18 protein-coding genes are annotated in these 19,466 nt (G+C 54.8%); 5 read left to right on the top strand and 13 right to left on the bottom strand.

Annotation, left to right across the window (positions count from 1 at the left end; all coding sequences use genetic code 11):
• Positions 1 to 2 precede the first annotated feature (2 nt).
• The 11 genes from alr to CIK78_RS06840 form a co-directional block, all read right to left on the bottom strand.
• The gene (gene alr, locus CIK78_RS06890; RefSeq protein WP_096278493.1) at positions 3 to 1,103 is read right to left on the bottom strand and encodes an alanine racemase; all 1,101 of its coding nucleotides are present in this window, start codon (positions 1,101 to 1,103) and stop codon (positions 3 to 5) included.
• A gap of 118 nt (positions 1,104 to 1,221) precedes the next feature.
• Positions 1,222 to 2,196, bottom strand: coding sequence for an RNA polymerase sigma factor RpoS (gene rpoS / locus CIK78_RS06885; protein ID WP_096278491.1), 975 nt, complete (start codon positions 2,194 to 2,196; stop codon positions 1,222 to 1,224).
• Between the two features lie 165 nt (positions 2,197 to 2,361).
• Entirely contained in the window at positions 2,362 to 3,450 is a 1,089-nt protein-coding gene (locus CIK78_RS06880) for a peptidoglycan DD-metalloendopeptidase family protein (protein WP_096278489.1), read from the bottom strand.
• A 7-nt stretch (positions 3,451 to 3,457) separates the two neighbouring features.
• Positions 3,458 to 4,417, bottom strand: coding sequence for a DUF368 domain-containing protein (locus tag CIK78_RS06875; RefSeq protein WP_096278487.1), 960 nt, complete (start codon positions 4,415 to 4,417; stop codon positions 3,458 to 3,460).
• Positions 4,414 to 5,091, bottom strand: a complete 678-nt coding sequence (locus CIK78_RS06870) for a protein-L-isoaspartate(D-aspartate) O-methyltransferase (RefSeq protein ID WP_096278485.1) — start codon at positions 5,089 to 5,091, stop codon at positions 4,414 to 4,416. The genes CIK78_RS06875 and CIK78_RS06870 overlap by 4 nt, the downstream gene beginning before the upstream one ends.
• Positions 5,078 to 5,824, bottom strand: a complete 747-nt coding sequence (gene surE, locus CIK78_RS06865) for a 5'/3'-nucleotidase SurE (protein ID WP_096278483.1) — start codon at positions 5,822 to 5,824, stop codon at positions 5,078 to 5,080. Before surE ends, CIK78_RS06870 begins: the two co-directional genes overlap by 14 nt.
• A 49-nt stretch (positions 5,825 to 5,873) precedes the next feature.
• Positions 5,874 to 6,905 (bottom strand): tRNA pseudouridine(13) synthase TruD, encoded by a 1,032-nt coding sequence (locus tag CIK78_RS06860; protein WP_096278481.1) that lies wholly within the window; start codon positions 6,903 to 6,905, stop codon positions 5,874 to 5,876.
• Positions 6,898 to 7,386 (bottom strand): 2-C-methyl-D-erythritol 2,4-cyclodiphosphate synthase, encoded by a 489-nt coding sequence (gene ispF, locus CIK78_RS06855; RefSeq protein WP_096278479.1) that lies wholly within the window; start codon positions 7,384 to 7,386, stop codon positions 6,898 to 6,900. The genes CIK78_RS06860 and ispF overlap by 8 nt, the downstream gene beginning before the upstream one ends.
• On the bottom strand, positions 7,386 to 8,108 hold the full coding sequence (gene ispD / locus CIK78_RS06850) for a 2-C-methyl-D-erythritol 4-phosphate cytidylyltransferase (RefSeq protein WP_096278477.1): 723 nt from the start codon (positions 8,106 to 8,108) through the stop codon (positions 7,386 to 7,388). The genes ispF and ispD overlap by 1 nt, the downstream gene beginning before the upstream one ends.
• Positions 8,105 to 8,443: a cell division protein FtsB gene (ftsB, locus tag CIK78_RS06845; protein WP_096278475.1), complete on the bottom strand. Its 339-nt coding sequence runs from the start codon at positions 8,441 to 8,443 to the stop codon at positions 8,105 to 8,107. The genes ispD and ftsB overlap by 4 nt, the downstream gene beginning before the upstream one ends.
• 76 nt (positions 8,444 to 8,519) lie before the next feature.
• Positions 8,520 to 9,668 (bottom strand): GNAT family N-acetyltransferase, encoded by a 1,149-nt coding sequence (locus CIK78_RS06840; protein WP_096278473.1) that lies wholly within the window; start codon positions 9,666 to 9,668, stop codon positions 8,520 to 8,522.
• A gap of 160 nt (positions 9,669 to 9,828) precedes the next feature.
• Here CIK78_RS06840 and CIK78_RS06835 point away from each other — a divergent pair, with 160 nt between their 5' ends.
• From CIK78_RS06835 to CIK78_RS06820, 4 genes are all read left to right on the top strand, one after another.
• Positions 9,829 to 11,184, top strand: a complete 1,356-nt coding sequence (locus CIK78_RS06835) for an aldehyde dehydrogenase family protein (RefSeq protein WP_096278471.1) — start codon at positions 9,829 to 9,831, stop codon at positions 11,182 to 11,184.
• A gap of 87 nt (positions 11,185 to 11,271) precedes the next feature.
• Positions 11,272 to 13,893, top strand: a complete 2,622-nt coding sequence (locus CIK78_RS06830; RefSeq protein ID WP_096278469.1) for a GAF domain-containing protein — start codon at positions 11,272 to 11,274, stop codon at positions 13,891 to 13,893.
• Positions 13,890 to 15,656, top strand: coding sequence for an EAL domain-containing protein (locus tag CIK78_RS06825; RefSeq protein ID WP_096278467.1), 1,767 nt, complete (start codon positions 13,890 to 13,892; stop codon positions 15,654 to 15,656). Before CIK78_RS06830 ends, CIK78_RS06825 begins: the two co-directional genes overlap by 4 nt.
• On the top strand, positions 15,646 to 16,509 hold the full coding sequence (locus CIK78_RS06820) for a MurR/RpiR family transcriptional regulator (RefSeq protein ID WP_096278465.1): 864 nt from the start codon (positions 15,646 to 15,648) through the stop codon (positions 16,507 to 16,509). Before CIK78_RS06825 ends, CIK78_RS06820 begins: the two co-directional genes overlap by 11 nt.
• Before the next feature lie 19 nt (positions 16,510 to 16,528).
• Here CIK78_RS06820 and CIK78_RS06815 read toward each other — a convergent pair whose 3' ends face one another.
• A complete protein-coding gene (locus CIK78_RS06815) occupies positions 16,529 to 16,885 on the bottom strand; it encodes a RidA family protein (RefSeq protein WP_096278463.1) in 357 nt (118 codons plus the stop codon).
• A gap of 68 nt (positions 16,886 to 16,953) precedes the next feature.
• Complete coding sequence (locus tag CIK78_RS06810; RefSeq protein ID WP_096282301.1) at positions 16,954 to 17,442, bottom strand: Lrp/AsnC family transcriptional regulator; 489 nt, start codon at positions 17,440 to 17,442, stop codon at positions 16,954 to 16,956.
• A gap of 240 nt (positions 17,443 to 17,682) precedes the next feature.
• Here CIK78_RS06810 and CIK78_RS06805 point away from each other — a divergent pair, with 240 nt between their 5' ends.
• Positions 17,683 to 19,374 (top strand): 2-isopropylmalate synthase, encoded by a 1,692-nt coding sequence (locus tag CIK78_RS06805; RefSeq protein ID WP_096278461.1) that lies wholly within the window; start codon positions 17,683 to 17,685, stop codon positions 19,372 to 19,374.
• Positions 19,375 to 19,466 lie beyond the last annotated feature (92 nt).

Genomic DNA, 19,466 nt, shown 5'->3' with positions numbered 1-19,466 from the left:
GTTTAAACAGAGCACTCATGATAACGTCGCGGCGCTCGGGGCAGCACGCCCGTTAGCAACGTATAGCTAATCGTATCGCAGTAGCGGGCAACTTCATCAACCCGCAGCACTTCACCATTTTGGGCGCGGCCCCACAGCACCACGTCACTGCCAATCGCCGCATCCGGAACGTCGGTGACATCAACGGTGAGCATATCCATAGAGACTTTTCCGGCAATGGGGCAGCGCTGACCGTTCACCAACACCGGCGTACCGTCTACCGCATGGCGGTCGTAGCCATCGCCATAGCCGCAGGCGACAACGGCAATTCGCGAGCGCCGCTGCGCCCGCCATCTACCGCCATAGCCTACCGGCTCACCCTCTTCAAGCTCCCGCAGGGCAATGATTTTTGAACGCAGGGTCATTACCGGCTGCAGCTGCTGGGTGACCTCATTGGCGACTTCTAAGGGATCGCTGCCGTAAAGCATCACGCCAGGCCGGTTCCAGTCACCATGCGCAACCGGCCAGGCCAACGTGGCCGGTGAGTTGGCTAAACACAGTGGCGCATCCAGCGCACTGGCTAGCGCCTGTATCTGCTCCATCTGCTGGTTGAAGCAGCGATTATCGAGGGCATCCGCGCTGGCGAAATGGCTCATCAAATGCAGCGCCGCTACGCTAGGTGCGGCCTTAAGTTGACGCCAAATATTCTCGGCTTCATGCGGCGCAAAGCCCAAACGGTGCATACCTGAGTCAACTTTCAACCACACAGGAATCGGCTGATCGGGGCGAGCCGCTAGCAGCGCATCGACCTGCCATTGACTGTGAACAGCAACCCAAAAGCCATGAGCGTCCACCAGGGCCAGCTCATTAGCAGTGAATATTCCTTCAAGTAGCACGATCGGCTGCGTAATACCGCCTTCGCGCAGCGTCAAGGCTTCTTCGATGCAGGCGACCGCAAATGCAGGAGCAAGGCTCTCCAGTGCACGGGCGCACTCTAATGCGCCATGACCGTAGGCATCGGCTTTAATAACTGCCACTGAGCGACTGTGAGGCGCACAGCGACATGCCAGCTGATAGTTATGGCGTAATGCATCCAGATCAATCTCAGCGACGAGTGGGCGCATGTGTTTTCTCTCTGACGTGACTTCATTGTAAAAAATTCAGCACTAAAAAGCCGAGCAAGCACCTAATGGCACTTGCCCGGCTTAGCGAAATAACATTATTAGTCTGTGGTTAGCCGGCTTAAGTCTCGAACAGAGCTTCCAGAGAAAGACCTTGTTTTTCTAGCGAACGGCGCAGCTTCTTGAGCGCCTCCACTTGAATCTGGCGCACGCGTTCGCGGGTTAGGCCAATTTCAGCCCCCACCTCTTCAAGGGTTGCCGACTCATGACCACGCAGCCCAAAGCGACGCACGACCACTTCACGCTGCTTTTCGCTAAGCTCATCCAGCCAAAGATCGACATGCTCTTTAACATCGCCGTCAACTAGGCAGGCTTCCGGCCCTTGCACCTCATCATCGGCCAACGTATCAATAAGAGGTTTATCGCTTTCACCGCCCATTGGGTAATCAACCGATGACACGCGCTCATTGAGGCCGAGCATTTTCTTCACCGCCTCGACAGGCTTATCAAGATGGTCGGCGATTTCTTCCGCAGTGGCTTCATGGTCAAATTTCTGCGTTAACTCACGCGCCGCCCGCAGGTAAATATTCAGTTCTTTGACGACATGAATCGGCAAGCGAATCGTGCGCGTCTGGTTCATCAGCGCACGCTCGATGGTTTGACGAATCCACCAGGTGGCATAGGTCGAAAACCGAAAGCCGCGCTCAGGGTCAAACTTTTCTACCGCGCGAATCAGGCCTAAGTTGCCCTCTTCAATCAGATCCAGCAACGTTAGGCCACGATTGAGATAGCGACGTGCGATTTTGACCACCAGCCGCAGATTGGACTCAATCATTCGTGAGCGCCCCATCGGGTCATCCTTACGCGCTAAGCGGCCATAATAAACTTCTTCTTCAGGCGTCAATAATGGCGAAAAACCGATTTCGTTGAGATAGATTTGCGTAGCATCCAAGCTTTGGGTCGATTGACGATCCTCACGCCCTAGCGCTTTTTCAAAAGCATCTTCTTCTACCGCAATCTCATTATCGGTATCGTCAAGCGCTTCTTCCGCAGCATCCAGGTCAACCTCCTGTAGATCTTTCTCCAACACACTCATGGCCCTACCCCCTGATGTCGCCTACCCGCCATTTAGAAGACCAAAGGTGAACGCACGAATGCGCTCACTATATTGTTATGTGACAATTGTTATATGACGCTCGAATACAGTCATTCGGGTAACTTTCAAGCAAAACACTTGTGTCTCACGTTGCCCGCGAGAGGGTTAGCGAGAAGGTAAAAAGTCCAAAGGATTTTGCGGTTGCCCGTCACGGCGCACTTCGAAATGCAGCCTGACATTTTCGGCGTCGCTATCCCCCATGGCGGCGATCACCTCACCGGCTTCCACGACGTCGTTTTCGCTGACGCGTAGACTATCGTTATGCGCATAGGCGCTTAGGAACTGATCGTTATGCTTGAGAAGAATGAGGTTACCGTAGCCCCTGACGCCACTGCCCGCATAGACCACAATGCCGGGACCCGCTGCTTTGACAGGTTGCCCCTTTTCGCCTCGGATATCAATCCCGGCGGTGATGCTATCGCCCTGCCCAAACTCTCCTACCACATTGCCATTCGTGGGCCATTGCCATGCTATGTTTTCGGCAGGCGTATAGGTCCGTGAGGAACGATCGACACTCGCGGCTTGCGTGGCCGGCGCAGCTTCTGGCTTGGGCTCTGGCTTGGGCTCTGGCTTAGCCTCAGGTTGAGGTGCCGGCTGTTCAGCGGGTGCAGGTGATGGCTCCGGCTCAGCAACAGCAACAGCGGCGACGACTTCCGGTTCAGGTGTAGAGGCAACTGCTGGCGAGGTGCCTGTCGATCCTTCAGCGACTTGCTCTGCCGCGTCTACGGCATTGCGCTCAGCGGTCAGTCGCTGATTGCGCTGAATCGCAGACTCATCGGGCAGCAGCCAATCTAGCTCCTGGTCATCGCGAGCGACGGAGGCAGTCTGTGGGCTCAAGCCGGTCGCGACAGCACCGCCGCCACTTGAGGACGTCGCCGCTGGCTGGCTGCTGGCCACGGATGCTGACTGAGCAGCCCCTTCACGCAGAGCAATTGTTTGCCCTGGGCGAATTTGGTAGGGCGCGGCGATATTATTCATCGCCGCCAGCTGGCGATAGTCTAAATTATGTTGCCATGCAATGCCGTACAGCGTATCGCCCGCCTTCACCGTGTATTGAGGCGAACTTTCTACTGCATTACGCGCGTCGCTCAAATCACGCACTTGAGGCGAACCACCCTGCTGGCTAGCGCAACCGGCAATGGCCAGGGTCAGCGCCGATAGCATAAGCACTTTATGTATATAATCTTTACGCATGTAGGTCTTACTCCTTTTCAGCGCCAGGCTTGTTATCGATTGGCTGGCGGTCTGCATGTCGGTTGAGTAACACCACGATCAGTGCACCAAAAGCCATTAACGCGACAACGCCAACTACTTGTGCCGAAGCACCGGTCAATACGGCATAGTCAGCGGGTAATAAATAGCGGTGTTCAAGAGGGATCATTTGTCCTTCAGGACCTATTTGATAGCGCAGCAGTTCGCGCCATGGCCAAAGCACCGGTAACGAGCCGACTATAAAGCCCAGTAGCAGCTGCATGGTTGAGGTGTGATGGCGCCGCAGAAGCCATGATAACAGCCGCGAAAAAAGCGCCAGCCCGACCACACATCCCATTCCAAACAGCACAATAATACCGAGATCCAGGCTACGTATCGCCCCCATGATGGTGCCGTAGAGTCCCATTGTCAGCAATAGAAAGCTACCTGACACGCCCGGCAACAGCATAGCGCTGATGGCGATGCAGCCTGCGACCATTACTACCACTGCCTCATTGCCAATAAGCAAGACCAGCGGCATCATGCCTGGCAAGGCCTGGGCCAACAATAGGCCAACCAATAGTGGCAATACGTACCATAGCTTCCAGCCACGGCTCGCTTGCCCCACCACTAACGCCGATGCCGCCACTAAGCCAAAAAAGAAGCCGTCTAATAGCAGTGGGTGCGCTTCCATCAACCATAGCGCTAAATGTGCGACGCTAAACAGGCTGATCCCAACGCCGGCCAAGAGTGGCACTAGAAAGGCCAGATTCAAATGCACACTTAGGGCTCGCCAGCCCCCTCGCCGCCACACGCCGATAGCGCTTGGGCTAAACCGCTTAATCGTTTCAATCAGCTCTTCATAAATTCCGCTAATAAAGGCAATCGTGCCTCCCGATACGCCGGGAACCGCGTCGGCGGCGCCCATTCCAGCACCACGCAAAAATATCCCCAAGGGTCGCCGCTTCAATCCACTACTCCTTGCAGTAAAGGTACAAAACGAACGGGTTCAAGCCGACGTTTTTCAAAGGCACCACCAATTCGCTTTACCTGGGTAAGCCACTGGCTGCCATCGGGTTCTTCCAACGGCGCAATCAGTACGCCGTCGTGAGTCAACTGTTCTAACAATGAAGCGGGCAACGTTTGCGCGCAGGCGGTGAGCAAAATAACGTCAAATGGCGCAACCTCAGGCCAGCCGTAACCACCGTCGGCAACCGCTAATATTGCCGGTGCTGCTAGCCGACGCAAACGCTCCACGGCACGTTCATGCAGTGCATTAATCCGCTCGATGGAATACAGCTGCTCCACTAAGCGCGATAAGATTAATGTTTGGTAGCCAGAGCCAGTGCCCAGTTCCAATACGCGGCGCGGTGCTGTACGCAGCACAAGCTCCGTCATGCGCGCCACAATCCATGGCTGCGACAACGTTTGCCCGTAGCCAATAGGCAGGGCAGTGTCTTCATAAGCGCGGTGAGCCAGCGCCTCATCAACAAACAAATGACGCGGTTCATTCGCCATCACATCCAGCACCCGGGCATCATTGATCCCCTGCTGCATGAGGCGCTCAACCATGCGGTCACGCGTGCGCTGAGAAGTCATTCCACGACCGCGCAGCTCATCGGGCAATAAGTTAGGCAAAAACATTCAACCAATTTTGAACATCGTTTAACGCAGGATGACGCGTAAGATCGGTTTGCAGCGGCGTAATCGACACATAGCCCGCCTCGATTGCAGCAAAGTCGGTATCTTCACCGTCATCCGCATTCGCCGCCACGGGTGCGATCCAGTAACGCGTCCGCCCACGCGGATCCTTTACTTCTAACGGCTTATCTGCCGGCCCGCGATACCCAAGGCGCGTCACCTTCACGCCTTTAATATCTTCCCAGGGTATGTCGGGCACATTAACGTTGAGCAGCGTACGGGGTGGCAGCGAAAGCTGCTCCGCCGCGCCTATCAGCGTGGAGGCGACTCTTGCGGCCGTGGCGAAATGGCGTTCGCCGCATAGCGATATCGCAAACGCCGTCATACCCAAGTTACGCCCTTCCATGGCGGCCGCGACCGTTCCTGAATAAAGCACGTCGTCGCCAAGATTACTACCGTGATTAATCCCTGCAATCACTAAATCAGGCTTTTGCTCCCATACGCCGTGAACACCTAAATAAACACAGTCTGCGGGGGTGCCATCGACGCTATAAAAGCCATTATCCAGCGCCGTCAATGAGAGCGGCCGCGACAGCGTAAGCGAATTACTAGCGCCACTTCGGTCGCGATCAGGTGCCACGACGCGAATATTAGCGTGAGCCAACAGCGCATCATACAACGCACGCAGACCGGGGGCATGGACACCGTCATCATTTGAAAGCAGCAGTCGCCGCATTGTAGCTCTCCTCGATATACCGGCAATGGCCGCCGTTCAGTCATCGCCGTCAGCTGACCGCGATCAGTTCACTCAGGACGGCAGTAGCAAAACTACCCCGCGGCAAGGCAAAGGAAAGCCGAACGGCTTCGGCTTCCCACGTAAGCTGCGGCTCTAATAAACGCATACGCAGCGCACGGCGAGCTTGCTTTACGCCACTGCGCTCCAACCCTTCACACAGCGCCGCATATTGTTGCAACAGCCGTGACTCGTAGCCGGCGATCTCGCCCTGACTCGGCTCGCCAACGCCCCACAAAATCCCAGTGGGATGAATATCTAACGCGGCAGCACGGGCACTCAACGTGTCATCGGCTTGCTCAATGTTAAACACGCTTTGCGTACCGTCCAGCATCAGGGTGTCGCCTGCAAGGGGCTGACACCAGGTGCCATCCGCCAAGCGTTCGCTGAGCAGCTCATTAAATAAGAAGCTGCGCGCGGTAGACAGCATCATACCCTGCCGGTCGTCGCGCTTTCGCCAACCTCGATTAAGTAACGCTTCGGCGCGCTGAAGGTTGCGCCCATCGGGGCCAAAGCGCTGGGGGCCAAAATAGTTAGGCACGCCATGCTGGCAAAGCGTTTCCCAGCGACGGATAAAGCCCTCTTGATGAATCGCCTCACCGCTGATCCGCAGCACGAATCTATTGGTGCGGTGAACGCCACGTTTGAGTTTACGCGGATGGCGCACCTGCTCGACGACCGTAACGCCCAGCGATTTAAGCGATTGCTCCAGATCCGCCGGCGCATCGCGACCCGGCAGATGCACGCTTAGCCACTGGCGCGTCACGGCGATGCGGTCTTTCATACCGGAATAACCAATATCGCGGGGCGTAACGCCGCACAGCCGACTCAGCGTATTGACGACGTCTAATGTCGTTTGATTACGCTTTTCTACTCTCAGCCACAGATGCTCGCCATGGGCTTCTGGAATAAAATCAAGCTGCTCATCCACCCAGAAATCTTCTGGCTGAGCGCGGTACTGACCTGGCTGTGGAGGGCCGAACTGAGCATCAAGATAGCGCTGCCATGTCGGCATATTAATCATTAAGCGTCTCTATTCGGTTTAGCAGCACCACGGCTTCCGCAGCGATGCCTTCGCCGCGCCCGGTAAAACCCAGCCGTTCGGTGGTGGTGGCTTTAACGTTAACCTGGCCAAGCGCAATATTAATATCGTTAGCGATAACGGCGCGCATTGCTTCGATATGCGGCGCCATTTTGGGCGCCTGCGCCATCAGCGTGGCATCAAGGTTAACCACGTCATAGCCCTGCCCTCTCACAAGGCTCACCACATGACGCAGCAAGTCACGACTATCAGCCCCCGCCCAGGCGGGGTCGGTATCTGGAAAGTGGCGACCAATATCACCCAGTGCGCACGCGCCTAGAAGTGCATCGCTAATGGCGTGCAGCAGCACGTCGCCATCTGAGTGGGCAACAAAACCCTGCTCAAACGGCAGTTTGACGCCGCCTATCATTAGGTGGTCGCCGGGGCCGAAGCGGTGTACATCAAATCCATGGCCAATACGCATTACAGGCACCTTTCTGACGTTTCATCGATTTGGGAGACAAGCGCCTGGGACGCAATAATCGCGGTAGCCAGGGCTAAATCATCTGGATGCGTTATTTTCAAATTATCACGCCGGCCGCTGACTAATTGAGGGCTTTCACCCAGCGCTTCAACCGCCGAGGCTTCATCGGTCACTACCGTGTTCTGGCGGCGAGCCGTTTCCAAGGCACGACGCAGCAAGGCATAGCGAAACCCTTGAGGCGTTAGCGCATGCCACAGCCCATCGCGAGACTCCGTGCGCACGCTCAGGCCTTGATCATTACCACGCTTCATAGTGTCGGCAACGGGCATTGCTAGCAGCGCACCGCCGGGGTGATTGGCCGCGGCACGATAAAGTGCCAGTAAGTCACCGTGCGTGATGCAGGGCCGCGCCACGTCGTGCACCATCACGATATCGTCATCCTGAGCTTCCATGGCATGCAGCGCATTCAGTACGCTGTCCATCCGCTCACTGCCACCCGACACCCGCTGCCAATGGGCAAACGGCACCCAGTCAGGGGCAAACCAATGGTCGTCATTATCCAGGCACAGCACCAGCCGAGCGCTTGGAAACGCGCCATGTAGGCGCTTTAACGTATGAGCCAGTATCGGCTGGCCGGACAGGGTTAAATACTGCTTGGGTTTACTGGCGCCCATGCGGCGACCCTGACCCGCGGCAGGCACTATCAGCCACGTCTGACTCACGGCGGCGGCTCTTGCGGAGCGATTAAGCCAGCATTAATGCCGATCAGCTCATTTTTGATCGCCACACCGGGCACCCAGAAAAACTGCTCGTCGGTACGCACCATTCCCATATCGCTGCGCGCCCGCTCTTCGATCGCATCCAGACCGGTTTTCAAATCCATCACCTCAGCCGCAAGCCGCGCGTTGCGCTCACGCATAGGCAGATTGTTCGCTTCCTGAACCGCGACTCGGTGCTCTACATTCTGCAAATCTCGCCAGCCGCCGTTGCCCAACCATAGCTCATACTGAAGCAGTGCGACCACCGCGAGCAGCGCCATCACTAGCCATTTACGCATCGCTGCTCTCTCCTGTAGGTCCGCTAAATTTAAAAACGCATTATGCCATTAAGGCGCAACACCAGCGAGCCGCCGTTTATTTAAAGGGAAGCGCATCATGCGCCGACGCGCGATAGGCTCGCACGTGCTCACTCTCTTCGTGGCAAAACTGCCCAACGCCGGCGGCAAGCCCAGGGTGGCTGATGTAATGCAGTGAGCGCACTCGCTGCGGTGTAAAGCCGCGCACCAATTTGTGCTCACCCTGCGTACCGGGATCAAACAGCGTCAGGCCATGCTGCAAACAGTACTCGATGCCCTGGTAATAACAGGCTTCAAAATGCAGGCAGTCAGCGACGACTTCGCTTCCCCAGTAGCGCCCGTAAAGCGAATCGGTGCCACGAAAATAGAGCGCCGCTGCGACCGGGCGCCCCTCACTGTGCGCTTGAACCAATACCAACGCCTCCGGCATGCTTTGGCGCAGGCGCTCAAAAAAATCATGGTTGAGATACGGCGCGCGTCCACGCTCATGGTAGGTCATCGTATAGCAGCGAAAGAAATGCGCCATCGCCGCTGACGTAATGGCATCACCCTCTAGCCGTAACACGCTTAAGCCCTGGTCTGCGACCAGGCGGCGCTCACGCTTGATCATCTTGCGACGCTTAGAGGTTAGCGTCGCAAGAAAGCCATCAAAGTCACCAAAACCGCGGTCACGCCACTGAAACTGCACGCCTTCACGGGTGATGAGATCAGGACACTGCGCCTGCCAGGCAGCGACGTCAGCCTCGTTGGCGAATAACAAATGCCAGCTGGAAAGCGCCTGACTCTCGCACTGCTCCCGCCACGCCTGCGCCAAACAATCACGCACGGCCCCGGTATCGGCCCGCTTTGCGATCAGCGTGCGCACTCCCGGCACTGGCGTGAACGGCACGGCACTGAGTGCTTTAGGATAGTAGCGGCCACCGGCACGCTCTAAGGCTTCCGCCCAGCCCCAATCAAATACATACTCACCGTAGGAATGATGTTTACGGTACATCGGCATCGCCGCAACTAGCTGCTCATCTTGCCAGACACTCAGATGGCAAGGCTCCCAACCAGTCGCCATGCTGACGGAGCCACTGGCCTCTAAAGCATGCAAAAAAGCGTGGCGTAAAAATGGCTGGTCGTCGTCTACCAGTGAATCCCATTGGCTTGCCGTTACGGCCGCCATAGTGGGTAGAATGGTGAGCGAAAGTGGACGTGACGACATAGCATCTCCGGTGAGTGCAGGGCTTACAGAGCGCACAGGGCTAGCGCACAGTCCACTCTGCAAGCCCTTGCCTGTGCCACTTTACACTAACTGTTTAGATAGACGCTTTATATGAACGGTTTAATCACCCTACGCCGAAAACGGCGCACAAGGAGGGGCCATGACGCGCGATCTAACGGGAGATTTTCAAACGCAGCGCCAAGCTGCGGACCAACAGCCCTACCCGATTCTAAAGATTCGGCGTGACCGGCTAGCGCGCTTAGCCCGTATGACTAAGCACCATCAGCTAGACATTATACGAGCAATTCAAACGGATTTCGGCCAACGCAGTGACGTTGAAATACGTATAGCTGAAATCAGCGCGGTGCTGCATGCGATTCGCTATGCCAGGCGCCACTTATGGCGCTGGATGCGGCCAGGCATGGCAAGCATGCCATTGCGACTGCTACCCGCTCGCGCACGCATTGCGCCTCAGCCGCTGGGCGTGATTGGCGTGATGTCGCCCTGGAACTATCCTTGGAGCTTAGCGTTAATGCCCATCGTGGATGCGTTTGCCGCTGGCAACGTCGCCATGCTCAAGCCCAGCGAGCACACTGCCAACACCAGCGCTCTGCTCAAGCGCTTAGTCCCGCAATACTTCACACCCGAAGAGCTGTGCGTGGTAGAAGGCGGCGTCGAGATGGCGCGTCGCTTTAGCGAACTGCCGTTTGACCACCTGGTGTTTACCGGCTCCGGCGCCGTTGGGCGCCAGGTAGCCCAAGCGGCCGCGCGAAATTTAACTCCAACGACGCTGGAGCTAGGCGGTAAATCGCCAGCAATGGTGGCCAGCGATGTGGATCTGGACCAAGCCGCCGCCGCGATTATCTTCGGCAAAGGTATGAATGCTGGGCAAACCTGTATCGCCCCTGATTACGTGCTGGTTGAAAGCCGCCACCTTAGCGCCTTGGTGACGGCGTTAAGCAATGCGATTGTGCAGCAGCGCCCTAATGATCATGCCGTCACGCATGCGATCAATACGACTCACCAAGACCGCCTCGACCATATGCTGCAAGAAGCCCGCGACCACGGCTGTAGGATCATTGATCATGGCGCCCATGCACCTGCACTGATTATTGATCCTCACCAAGAACTGCAGGTCATGCGCGAAGAAATTTTTGGCCGCTGCCTACCCATCATTGGCGTTAGCGATATGGCCGCGGCAGTAAGCTACGTGAATGCTCGCCCACACCCGCTGGCGCTGTATGCATTCACACACGATAAGGGCTTGCAACAGCAGCTATTGCGCACCACTCATTCCGGTGCTCTGGTGTTTAACGCAACGCTCCTTCATCACGCGGTGCCTTCCCTGCCGTTTGGCGGCGTAGGCGAAAGCGGTATGGGTGCTTATCATGGCCGTCACGGCTTTGAGCGCTTTAGTCATTTACGCGGCGTATTTTATCAAGCTAAACGCACACCTAGTCACATGCTCTATCCGCCGTATCGGCGCTGGCTCATGAAACTCATTGGGCTAGGCTAAAGCTTATGCGTTAATGACCGATAGGTAATAGGCTATTGGTATAGCGACCTTGTGGTATTTTTACTCATTCACTGCCGCGGAATCATCATGCAAGCCCCCGACACCCCTCATAATGAAACACAGCGTTTGGCGGCTTTGCATGCTCTTCATGTACTCGACACGCCTAAAGACCAAGCATTTGAGCGCATGACACAACTGGCCCGCGACCTGTTTGACGTTCCTATCGCGCTGGTCTCGTTAGTCGATAAAGAGCGCCAATGGTTTAAATCGCATCAGGGGCTCGACGCCTGTGAAACCAGCCGTGAACTGTCTTTCTGTGCGCACGCGATTTATCATGAAACGCCGCTGGTAATTGAAGACACGCTTAAAGATAAGCGCTTTTTCGATAATCCTCTGGTCAACGACGCCCCTCATATCCGATTTTACGCAGGCTATCCGTTACGGCCGTTAAACGGCATGGCAGCAGGCACGCTGTGCCTCATCGACAGTCAGCCTCGCCCTTTCAGCGAACGTGATTTAATGCTGCTTGGCAGCTTGGCAGCACAGGTAGAAGAGCTACTTCGTCAACACAAGCGACAGGTGGAACTCACTCGTATAGCGCGTAGTTTTGAAGCGCTTTTTACTAAAAGCGCGACGGCCAAAATACGGATTGATCGCTCTGGCCATATTGCGGCGATTAATCCTTTTGCGCTAAACCTGCTTGGCTATACAGAAAATGAGCTAATCGGGCAAAACATTGCAGTGCTCACACCGCCTGACATTTCGATCCATCATGACAGGTTTATTGCTGACTACCTTGCCGGTGGCGAGCCCAAAGTTATTGGTCGAGGGCGTGAAGTCGAAGCGCTGCACAAAGACGGCCGCCGCATCCCCGTCCACCTTGCGATTAACGCTATTCACAACGATCAAGGCCGTGTCGTTGAATTCCTGGGCGTATTGACAGACCTCACTGAAATTTACGACGCTAATCGTAGAATTCGTAAAGAGGAAAATCTGCTCAAGATACTCCATCAGGGCATTACCGATTATCAAGCCCTCATGTCGGGCGAGCGTCTGTGGACATTTCTCATGGAAGCGCTGCGCGAGCTTACCGACAGTGACTACGCATTGATTGGCGAAGTGATGCCCACCGACACCACTAATGCCCTCAAAATTCACGCGATGACCGACCTTTCATGGAGTGAAGAGTCTAAGCATCTAATGGAGAAGTTGCGCAGCGGCGATATGACGCTGACCAACCCTAACTCACTATTAGGCAGGGTATTTGCCTCGGGCGAGGTGATTATGACCAACGACGTTTATCGTCATACCAAACGCGGCGGTTTTCCTGCCGGACACCCGCGTATTAACAATTACTTAGGCGTACCTATTGTTAGCGGCGATCAATTGATTGGCATGTTCGCCATTGCCAACAGTAAGCAGCCACTTAATCAGGCGTTGCTCGACTGGCTTCAACCGTTTACCGACACCTGCGCGCTATTGATCAATCTCTACCGGCAAATGGCCGAACGCGAACAGGTAACGAGCGACCTAGCCAGCGCCCGCGATCTTGCTGAAAAAGCCAATCAAGCTAAAAGCGAATTTCTGTCATCGATGAGCCACGAGCTACGCACCCCGCTCAATGCCATTATTGGTTTTTCCCAACTGCTCGGTAAGGCGCGCCGCGATCCTCTCAGCGACAAGCAGCAGCGCCAAGTGGGCCAAATAGAAAAAAGCGGCCAGCACCTGCTCAGTTTAATCAATGAAGTGCTGGATTTAGCTCGAATTGAAGCGGGTCATGTACAGTTTTCAATTGAGCCTATATTGATGCAGAACGTGCTTGATGACGTGTGCAGTACGCTTGAAGCGACAATCGAAGCAGCGGGGATTACGCTCACCTCCATGCCGTTCTCAGAACCGTGGTACGTAGCCGCTGACTACACGCGCACGAAGCAGGTACTACTCAACCTGCTTTCTAATGCCATCAAATACAACCACCAGCACGGCACGATCAGGATTGCAGCCGAACCGCTTGATGATGAGCTGCGCATCAGCATTATCGATTCGGGCACTGGCATAGCCATCGAGCGTCAACACGAGCTTTTTGAACCATTCAATCGCTTAGATGCAGAACATGGTTCTATCGAGGGCACCGGCATCGGCCTCGCTATTACGCGCGAGCTGGTAGAACGTATGCAAGGGCGCATTGGTATGACTAGCCATTCCGACGTCGGCTCAACGTTCTGGTTTACACTGCCGATAACCGAACGAGACGCCTCAGAAGAACAGCCCTCTGCCTTTCAGAATGCAGGCGCCAACGCCAGCCACCAGCATCAATTTCAGCTGCTTTATATTGAAGACAACCCGGCTAACCAGCGGCTGATGGACGACATTATTGAAGAGTTCAGCCATATACGCCTTCAAACCGTTGTCAGCGCTGAGCTAGGGCTTGAAATAATGCGCCACGCTCCGCCCGATTTAGTGCTAATGGATATCCATTTACCCGGCATGAACGGCTTTCAAGCGCTAGATATCATGCAGAAAGATCCGCAGCTTAAGCATATTAAAGTTATTGCATTATCCGCTAATGCCATGGAGCGCGACCGTAGTTATGGCCTAGCCGCAGGCTTCAACGACTATTTAACCAAACCGATTGATATAGAAAAACTGACGCTCACACTTAATCATTTTCTTTATACTGCCGCTACTAAGCCCTGGAAGGCACCATGACACTCGTTCATAAGCATCTACTCATCGTAGATGACAGCAGCGTTAATGTTGAGCTACTGCTTGACCTGCTGGATGAGCATGGCTTTGAAAATACGCATGGTATCAGTGACCCACGCCTAGTACTGGCGCACTGTCAGCAACAGCTTCCTGATCTCATTTTACTTGATATCCGCATGCCGCATTTGGATGGCTATGCAGTGATTAATCAATTGCACGAGCACTTTGCCCACCGCATGCCGCCGGTAATCGTGTTAACTGCTCAAATTGACGATCAAACGCGTCATCGCGCATTAAACCTAGGCGTGCGAGACTTTATTACCAAGCCGCTTAAGCACGACGAGGTACTGCAGCGGATCCGCAACACGCTCAGCCTTGAACAGCGCTACCAAGTACGCGACCAGCAGGCGGAAACGCTTGAGCGGATGGTCGCAAAGCGCACCAAAGAACTCAACCGCCAATCGCTTACCGACCCTACTACTCAGCTCCCTAATCGCCGCGCCCTAACTCAGCGACTCAGAGAAGCATCAATGGGCGGGGGCGATACGGGGCTATTATTTGTAGCCGTTGACCAGCTTGACGACGTTGTACGGCTGCATGGTTACAGTGTTGCTGACCAGCTAATGATGCATATTAGCCACCAGCTTGCCGACTGCCTCGAGCAAGGCAGCGAGCTAGGCTTATGGGGTGGCAGCGAGCTACTGGTGATCGTGAACAGTAGCGAACCGGCGTGCCTTCAACAGCTTGCAGAACGCCTATTGGGTTGCTTTGAGTATGATCAGTCTTTCAACCACTTATTAATACCGCTGAATGCGCGTATTGGCATTAGCTGTTCGCAGGCCCGCTTTAAAACGGAGCGGCTTGTACGCATGGCCGCACTGGCGCTACCCCAGATAGACTGCCCTCCTATCCAGCATTACTGCGAAGCGCTGGAAGCCCAGCAACGCCACCGCTTGTACCTGCAGCAAGCGCTGCGCGGCGCCCCTCAGCGCGGCGAGATGTCACTGCTCTTTCAGCCGAAAATTGCATTAGCCACCCAGCAAATTATCGGGGCTGAAGCTCTATTGCGCTGGCACCATCCTGAACTAGGTCATATTTCACCGGCAGACTTTATTCCGCTCGCTGAAGCCAGCGGTGATATCCTCGCGATTGGCGAGTGGGTACTTGAAGAAACCATGCAGTACATAGTGGCATGGCGCGCACGCGACCTGTTAAGCGACGATTTTCATATTGCGGTCAATGTGGCGGCTAGGCAGCTGGCGCGCAAAGATTTTACCGAGCGCCTGCTAGCGCAGCTGGCCAAACACGATATCCCCGAGCGTTTTATCGCGCTGGAGGTGACCGAATCAGGCTTAATGAGTGACATACACAACGCCAAAGCGCAGCTTTCGAAACTCTCAGAGGTCAATATTGCCGTTGCTATCGACGACTTTGGTACGGGATATTCATCGCTGGCCTACATTAAGACCTTGCCCTTCTCAACATTAAAAATTGATCGCGCTTTTGTGATGGACTTGGCCACCAGTGAGAAGGATCGCCTATTAGCGCGCACTATCACGCAGCTTGCCCACAGCGTGGGCTGCGACGTGGTAGCAGAAGGCATTGAAACGGCAGATCAAGCGGCGTATTTGCGTGCTATGGGCTGTGAAGCCGCACAGGGTTACTTTTACGCCCGCCCGCTACCTGCTAAAGAATTTGTCACCTGGTGTTCCGAATGGAAGCCGCCTTTTTCCACTACTGACACGGAGACCGTTAATGGCTCATGACTTGCTGGACCGCCTACGCGAACGACTGGAAGAACTCAACCGCTCGGAGCGCAAAGTCGCGAATGTCATTCTTGAAGATCCTACGCTAGCGACCAGTCTTAGCATCGCAAGCTTAGCTCAGTCAGCCAGCGTCAGTGAGCCTACGGTTAATCGTTTTTGCCGCAACTTTGGTGCCAAAGGCTATCCCGATTTCAAAATCAAGCTCGCTCAGAGCCTTGCAGGCGGTACACCTTATGTCACCCGTGCAGTCGAGCCCGGCGACTCTGCGACCCAGTACACGCATAAGATTTTTGGCGCCACGATTGCAGCGCTCGATGAAGCCCAGCGCGAGATCGACATCACCGCCGTTGAGCGCATGGTTGACTATCTCACCCAGGCTAAGCAAATTCATTTTTTTGGTTTAGGTGCTTCTGGCGCAGTTGCCCAAGATGCGCAGCACAAGTTCTTCCGCTTTAACCTGCCGGTAATGGCCTACATAGACGTGCTCATGCAGCGCATGGTGGCTGCTGCCTGCCATACTGGTGACGTGGTGGTGATTATTTCCTACACCGGACGCACTCGGGAACTGGTCGACATTGCTCGCCTGGCCCGCGAAGCAGGGGCAGTCGTTCTTGGCATTACGGCCCCCAAATCGCCGCTGGCTCAAGAATGCACGGCCACACTGGACGTCGCTACCCCAGAGGACACCGACCACTACATGCCGATGACCTCGCGGGTTATTCAATTAACGCTGATTGACGCACTAGCCACCGGCGTGACGTTAAGGCGTGGGGAAGACTTTTTGCCACATCTCAAAAAAATCAAAGACAGCCTGCGAGACACCCGCTTTCCAATCGAAAAAGCGGCCAAATAAAAGTGAGCGGTGGCCGTTATCAGCTCACAGCGACGGTAACGGTAATTTCAACTTTCAGTTCATCGGCCGGCATCGGTGCGCACACGCAAGTGCGGGCCGGTGCGTAACCTTCTGGCACCCAGGCATCCCACACGTCGTTCATGGCGGAAAAGTCACTGCCCTCTTTTAGATAAATGGTGGCGCTCAGCAGCTGCTCACGACTGCTCTTAATCTCTTTCAACAGTGCGTCTACACGCGCCAGCATGCTTTCTGTTTGGGCCGTAATATCGCCATTGCGAACCTCGGGGCCACATACTTGGCCACACAGATATGCAACACCCTGGTGAATAACGGCACGGCTCATGCGGGCTTTTGTATCGTGACGTTGAATAGTCATAGTGCAAACTCCTAACCGGTTGAAAAAAAGCAGTTTAAACCGATGCGCTTGTCATTGACCATGGTTTATTACCCAAGATGGTCCGTCGGCACCGGCCGATGCTCAAAGACACGTCGCAACACAAAGCTGGTATGCGCGCCCGTCACGCCCTCAATACGGTTAATCACGTGCAGCAGCAGGTGCTGATAATCGTCCATATCGCGCACTAATAACTTGAGCTGAAAGTCAGCGGCTTGACCGGTAATGATCAAACATTCAATGACGTTAGGAACCTCACGGATGTGGCGTTCGAAGTTATCAAAGCGTTCAGGCGTGTGTTGGTCCATGGAAATATGTAAGAGCGCCATTAGCTGGTAGCCAAGCTGACGCGCATCGACTTCTGCGCGATACTGGCGTATCAAACCGTTTTCTTCCAGCGCACGCACCCGGCGTAAACAGGGCGAGGGCGAAAGTCCGATACGATCGGCTAATTCCTGATTACTGATACGCCCCTCCTGCTGAACAATATTTAATATATGTCGGTCAAAACGATCCAGAGCAAGCGGCGTCACGGCCATAACCAGCATCTCCTGCCAAATAAGCATTATTTAAAGATATAAGCTGCCAATTATCCTCTCTACGTACACATCTTCGCAACAAACTATCGGCGCAGATCATTTACACTGTGTATGCTGCCAAAAGCAGTCACGACGTCAGTGCGGCTTTTCAGTACCCCCGTGATGCTTAGCACTGATGAACAACGGCTTACGTTACCCGCAGCCGATATCCATTTAACGGTTACTTTCAGGAAGATCACTATGTCTGCTTTCGATCATCGCAAATATCGCCCTGCCCCCCGCGTTCCCGCCTTCAATCGCCAATGGCCAGATCGTGATCTTGACCATGCGCCGATTTGGGTGAGTGAAGATCTACGCGACGGGAACCAGGCGCTGCTTGAACCGATGACCGTTGAGCAGAAGCAACGCCTCTGGCACCAGATCGTAAAAGTAGGCATCAAAGAGGTCATGGTAGGTTTTCCTTCGGCTAGCCAGCCCGACTACGACTTCGTGCGCTGGCTAATCGATGAAGACCAAATTCCTGACGATGTCACTATTGCGGTACTGGTTCAGTGTCGTGAACACTTAATTGAAAAGACGTTTGCTTCACTGGTGGGCGCAAAACGCGCCATTGTTCACCTGTATAATTCGACCTCGACTATTCAGCGCGAACGCGTATTTGAAATGGATCGCGCGGGCATTGTCGATATCGCCGTTCAGGGAGCTACGTGGGTTAAAACCTATGCCGATCGCTACCCTGATATTCAGTGGTGTTTTGAATATACCCCAGAAAGCTTCTCCAGCACTGAGATCGATTTCTCGCTGGCGATCTGCGAAGCGGTAATGGATGTATGGCAGCCAACGCCTGATAACAAGTGCATTCTCAATCTTCCCACCACGGTGGAGGTGGCGGGCCCTCATCACCATGCCGATCAGATTGAGTATTTCTGCCAGAACATCAGTCGTCGCGACAGCGTGATCATATCTGTACATACCCACAATGACCGCGGCGGTGCAGCGGCCTCCGCCGAGCTCGCCCTGCTAGCCGGTGCTGAACGTGTAGAAGGCACGCTGTTGGGTAACGGCGAGCGCACGGGCAACATGGATATCGTCACGCTGGCGATGAACCTTTACAGCCAGGGCATTGACCCCGAGCTTGACTTGTCTAACCCTGATGAAATCATTCAGGTAGTCAACGAATGTACGGGCATTGCGATACACCCACGCCACCCCTGGGTGGGTGAGATGGTTTACACCGCCTTTTCAGGCAGTCATCAGGATGCGATCCGCAAATCCTTAAAGCACCAAAAGCCCGACGAGCCGTGGCAAGTGGCCTACCTGCCCATCGACCCTCACGACATTGGCCGCGATTATCAGGCGGTCATTCGCGTCAACAGCCAGTCAGGTAAAGGCGGCATGGCGTTCCTGCTTGAGCGCGATTATGGCATTAACCTGCCACGCTGGATGATGTTGGCCTTGGCTCCCTATGTGCAGCAGGAAAGTGAACAGCGCGCCAGTGAGCTATCAAGCGCCATGATTCGCCAAGTAATGTTCAATCAATTCACCCAGGAAGCGCCGCTCTCGCTGGGCGATTATCGCCTTTCTAAAGGCCAACAAGAAGGCATTGAAGTCACGCTGCGCGAGGGTGACAAGCCGCTACGCCTTTCTGGCAAAGGCAATGGTGCCATGTCGGCCTTCACCGATGCGTGGCAAACCCACTCGGGTAGCAGCGTGAGTATTCTTGATTACAGCGAACACTCGCTGGGCGCCAGCAGTGAGGCTAACGCCATTGCCTTTGTACAACTGAATATCGATGGTCAGCGGGTCTGCGCCGTTGCCGAAGATAGCGATACGGTCAGCGCCTCGCTGAAAGCACTGATTTCAGGTATCAATCTAGCAGCTAATCCAGCCAATACGGCCGCCTCTCATAAAGCTGAGCGTGAATTGGCTTAGTTATTTTTCACCTGCAGGCGTTAGCGCCATGCTCTATATCAGCCGTTGCATATATAGCGGTATGCGCATGCTAAACTTAGCCATCTAACAGT

The sequence above is a fragment of the Halomonas sp. JB37 genome (assembly GCF_002332255.1).
Lineage (GTDB): Bacteria > Pseudomonadota > Gammaproteobacteria > Pseudomonadales > Halomonadaceae > Vreelandella > Vreelandella casei.
Note: the sequence above shows the minus strand (reverse complement) of the source record. Positions and strands in the feature narration are given on the sequence as shown.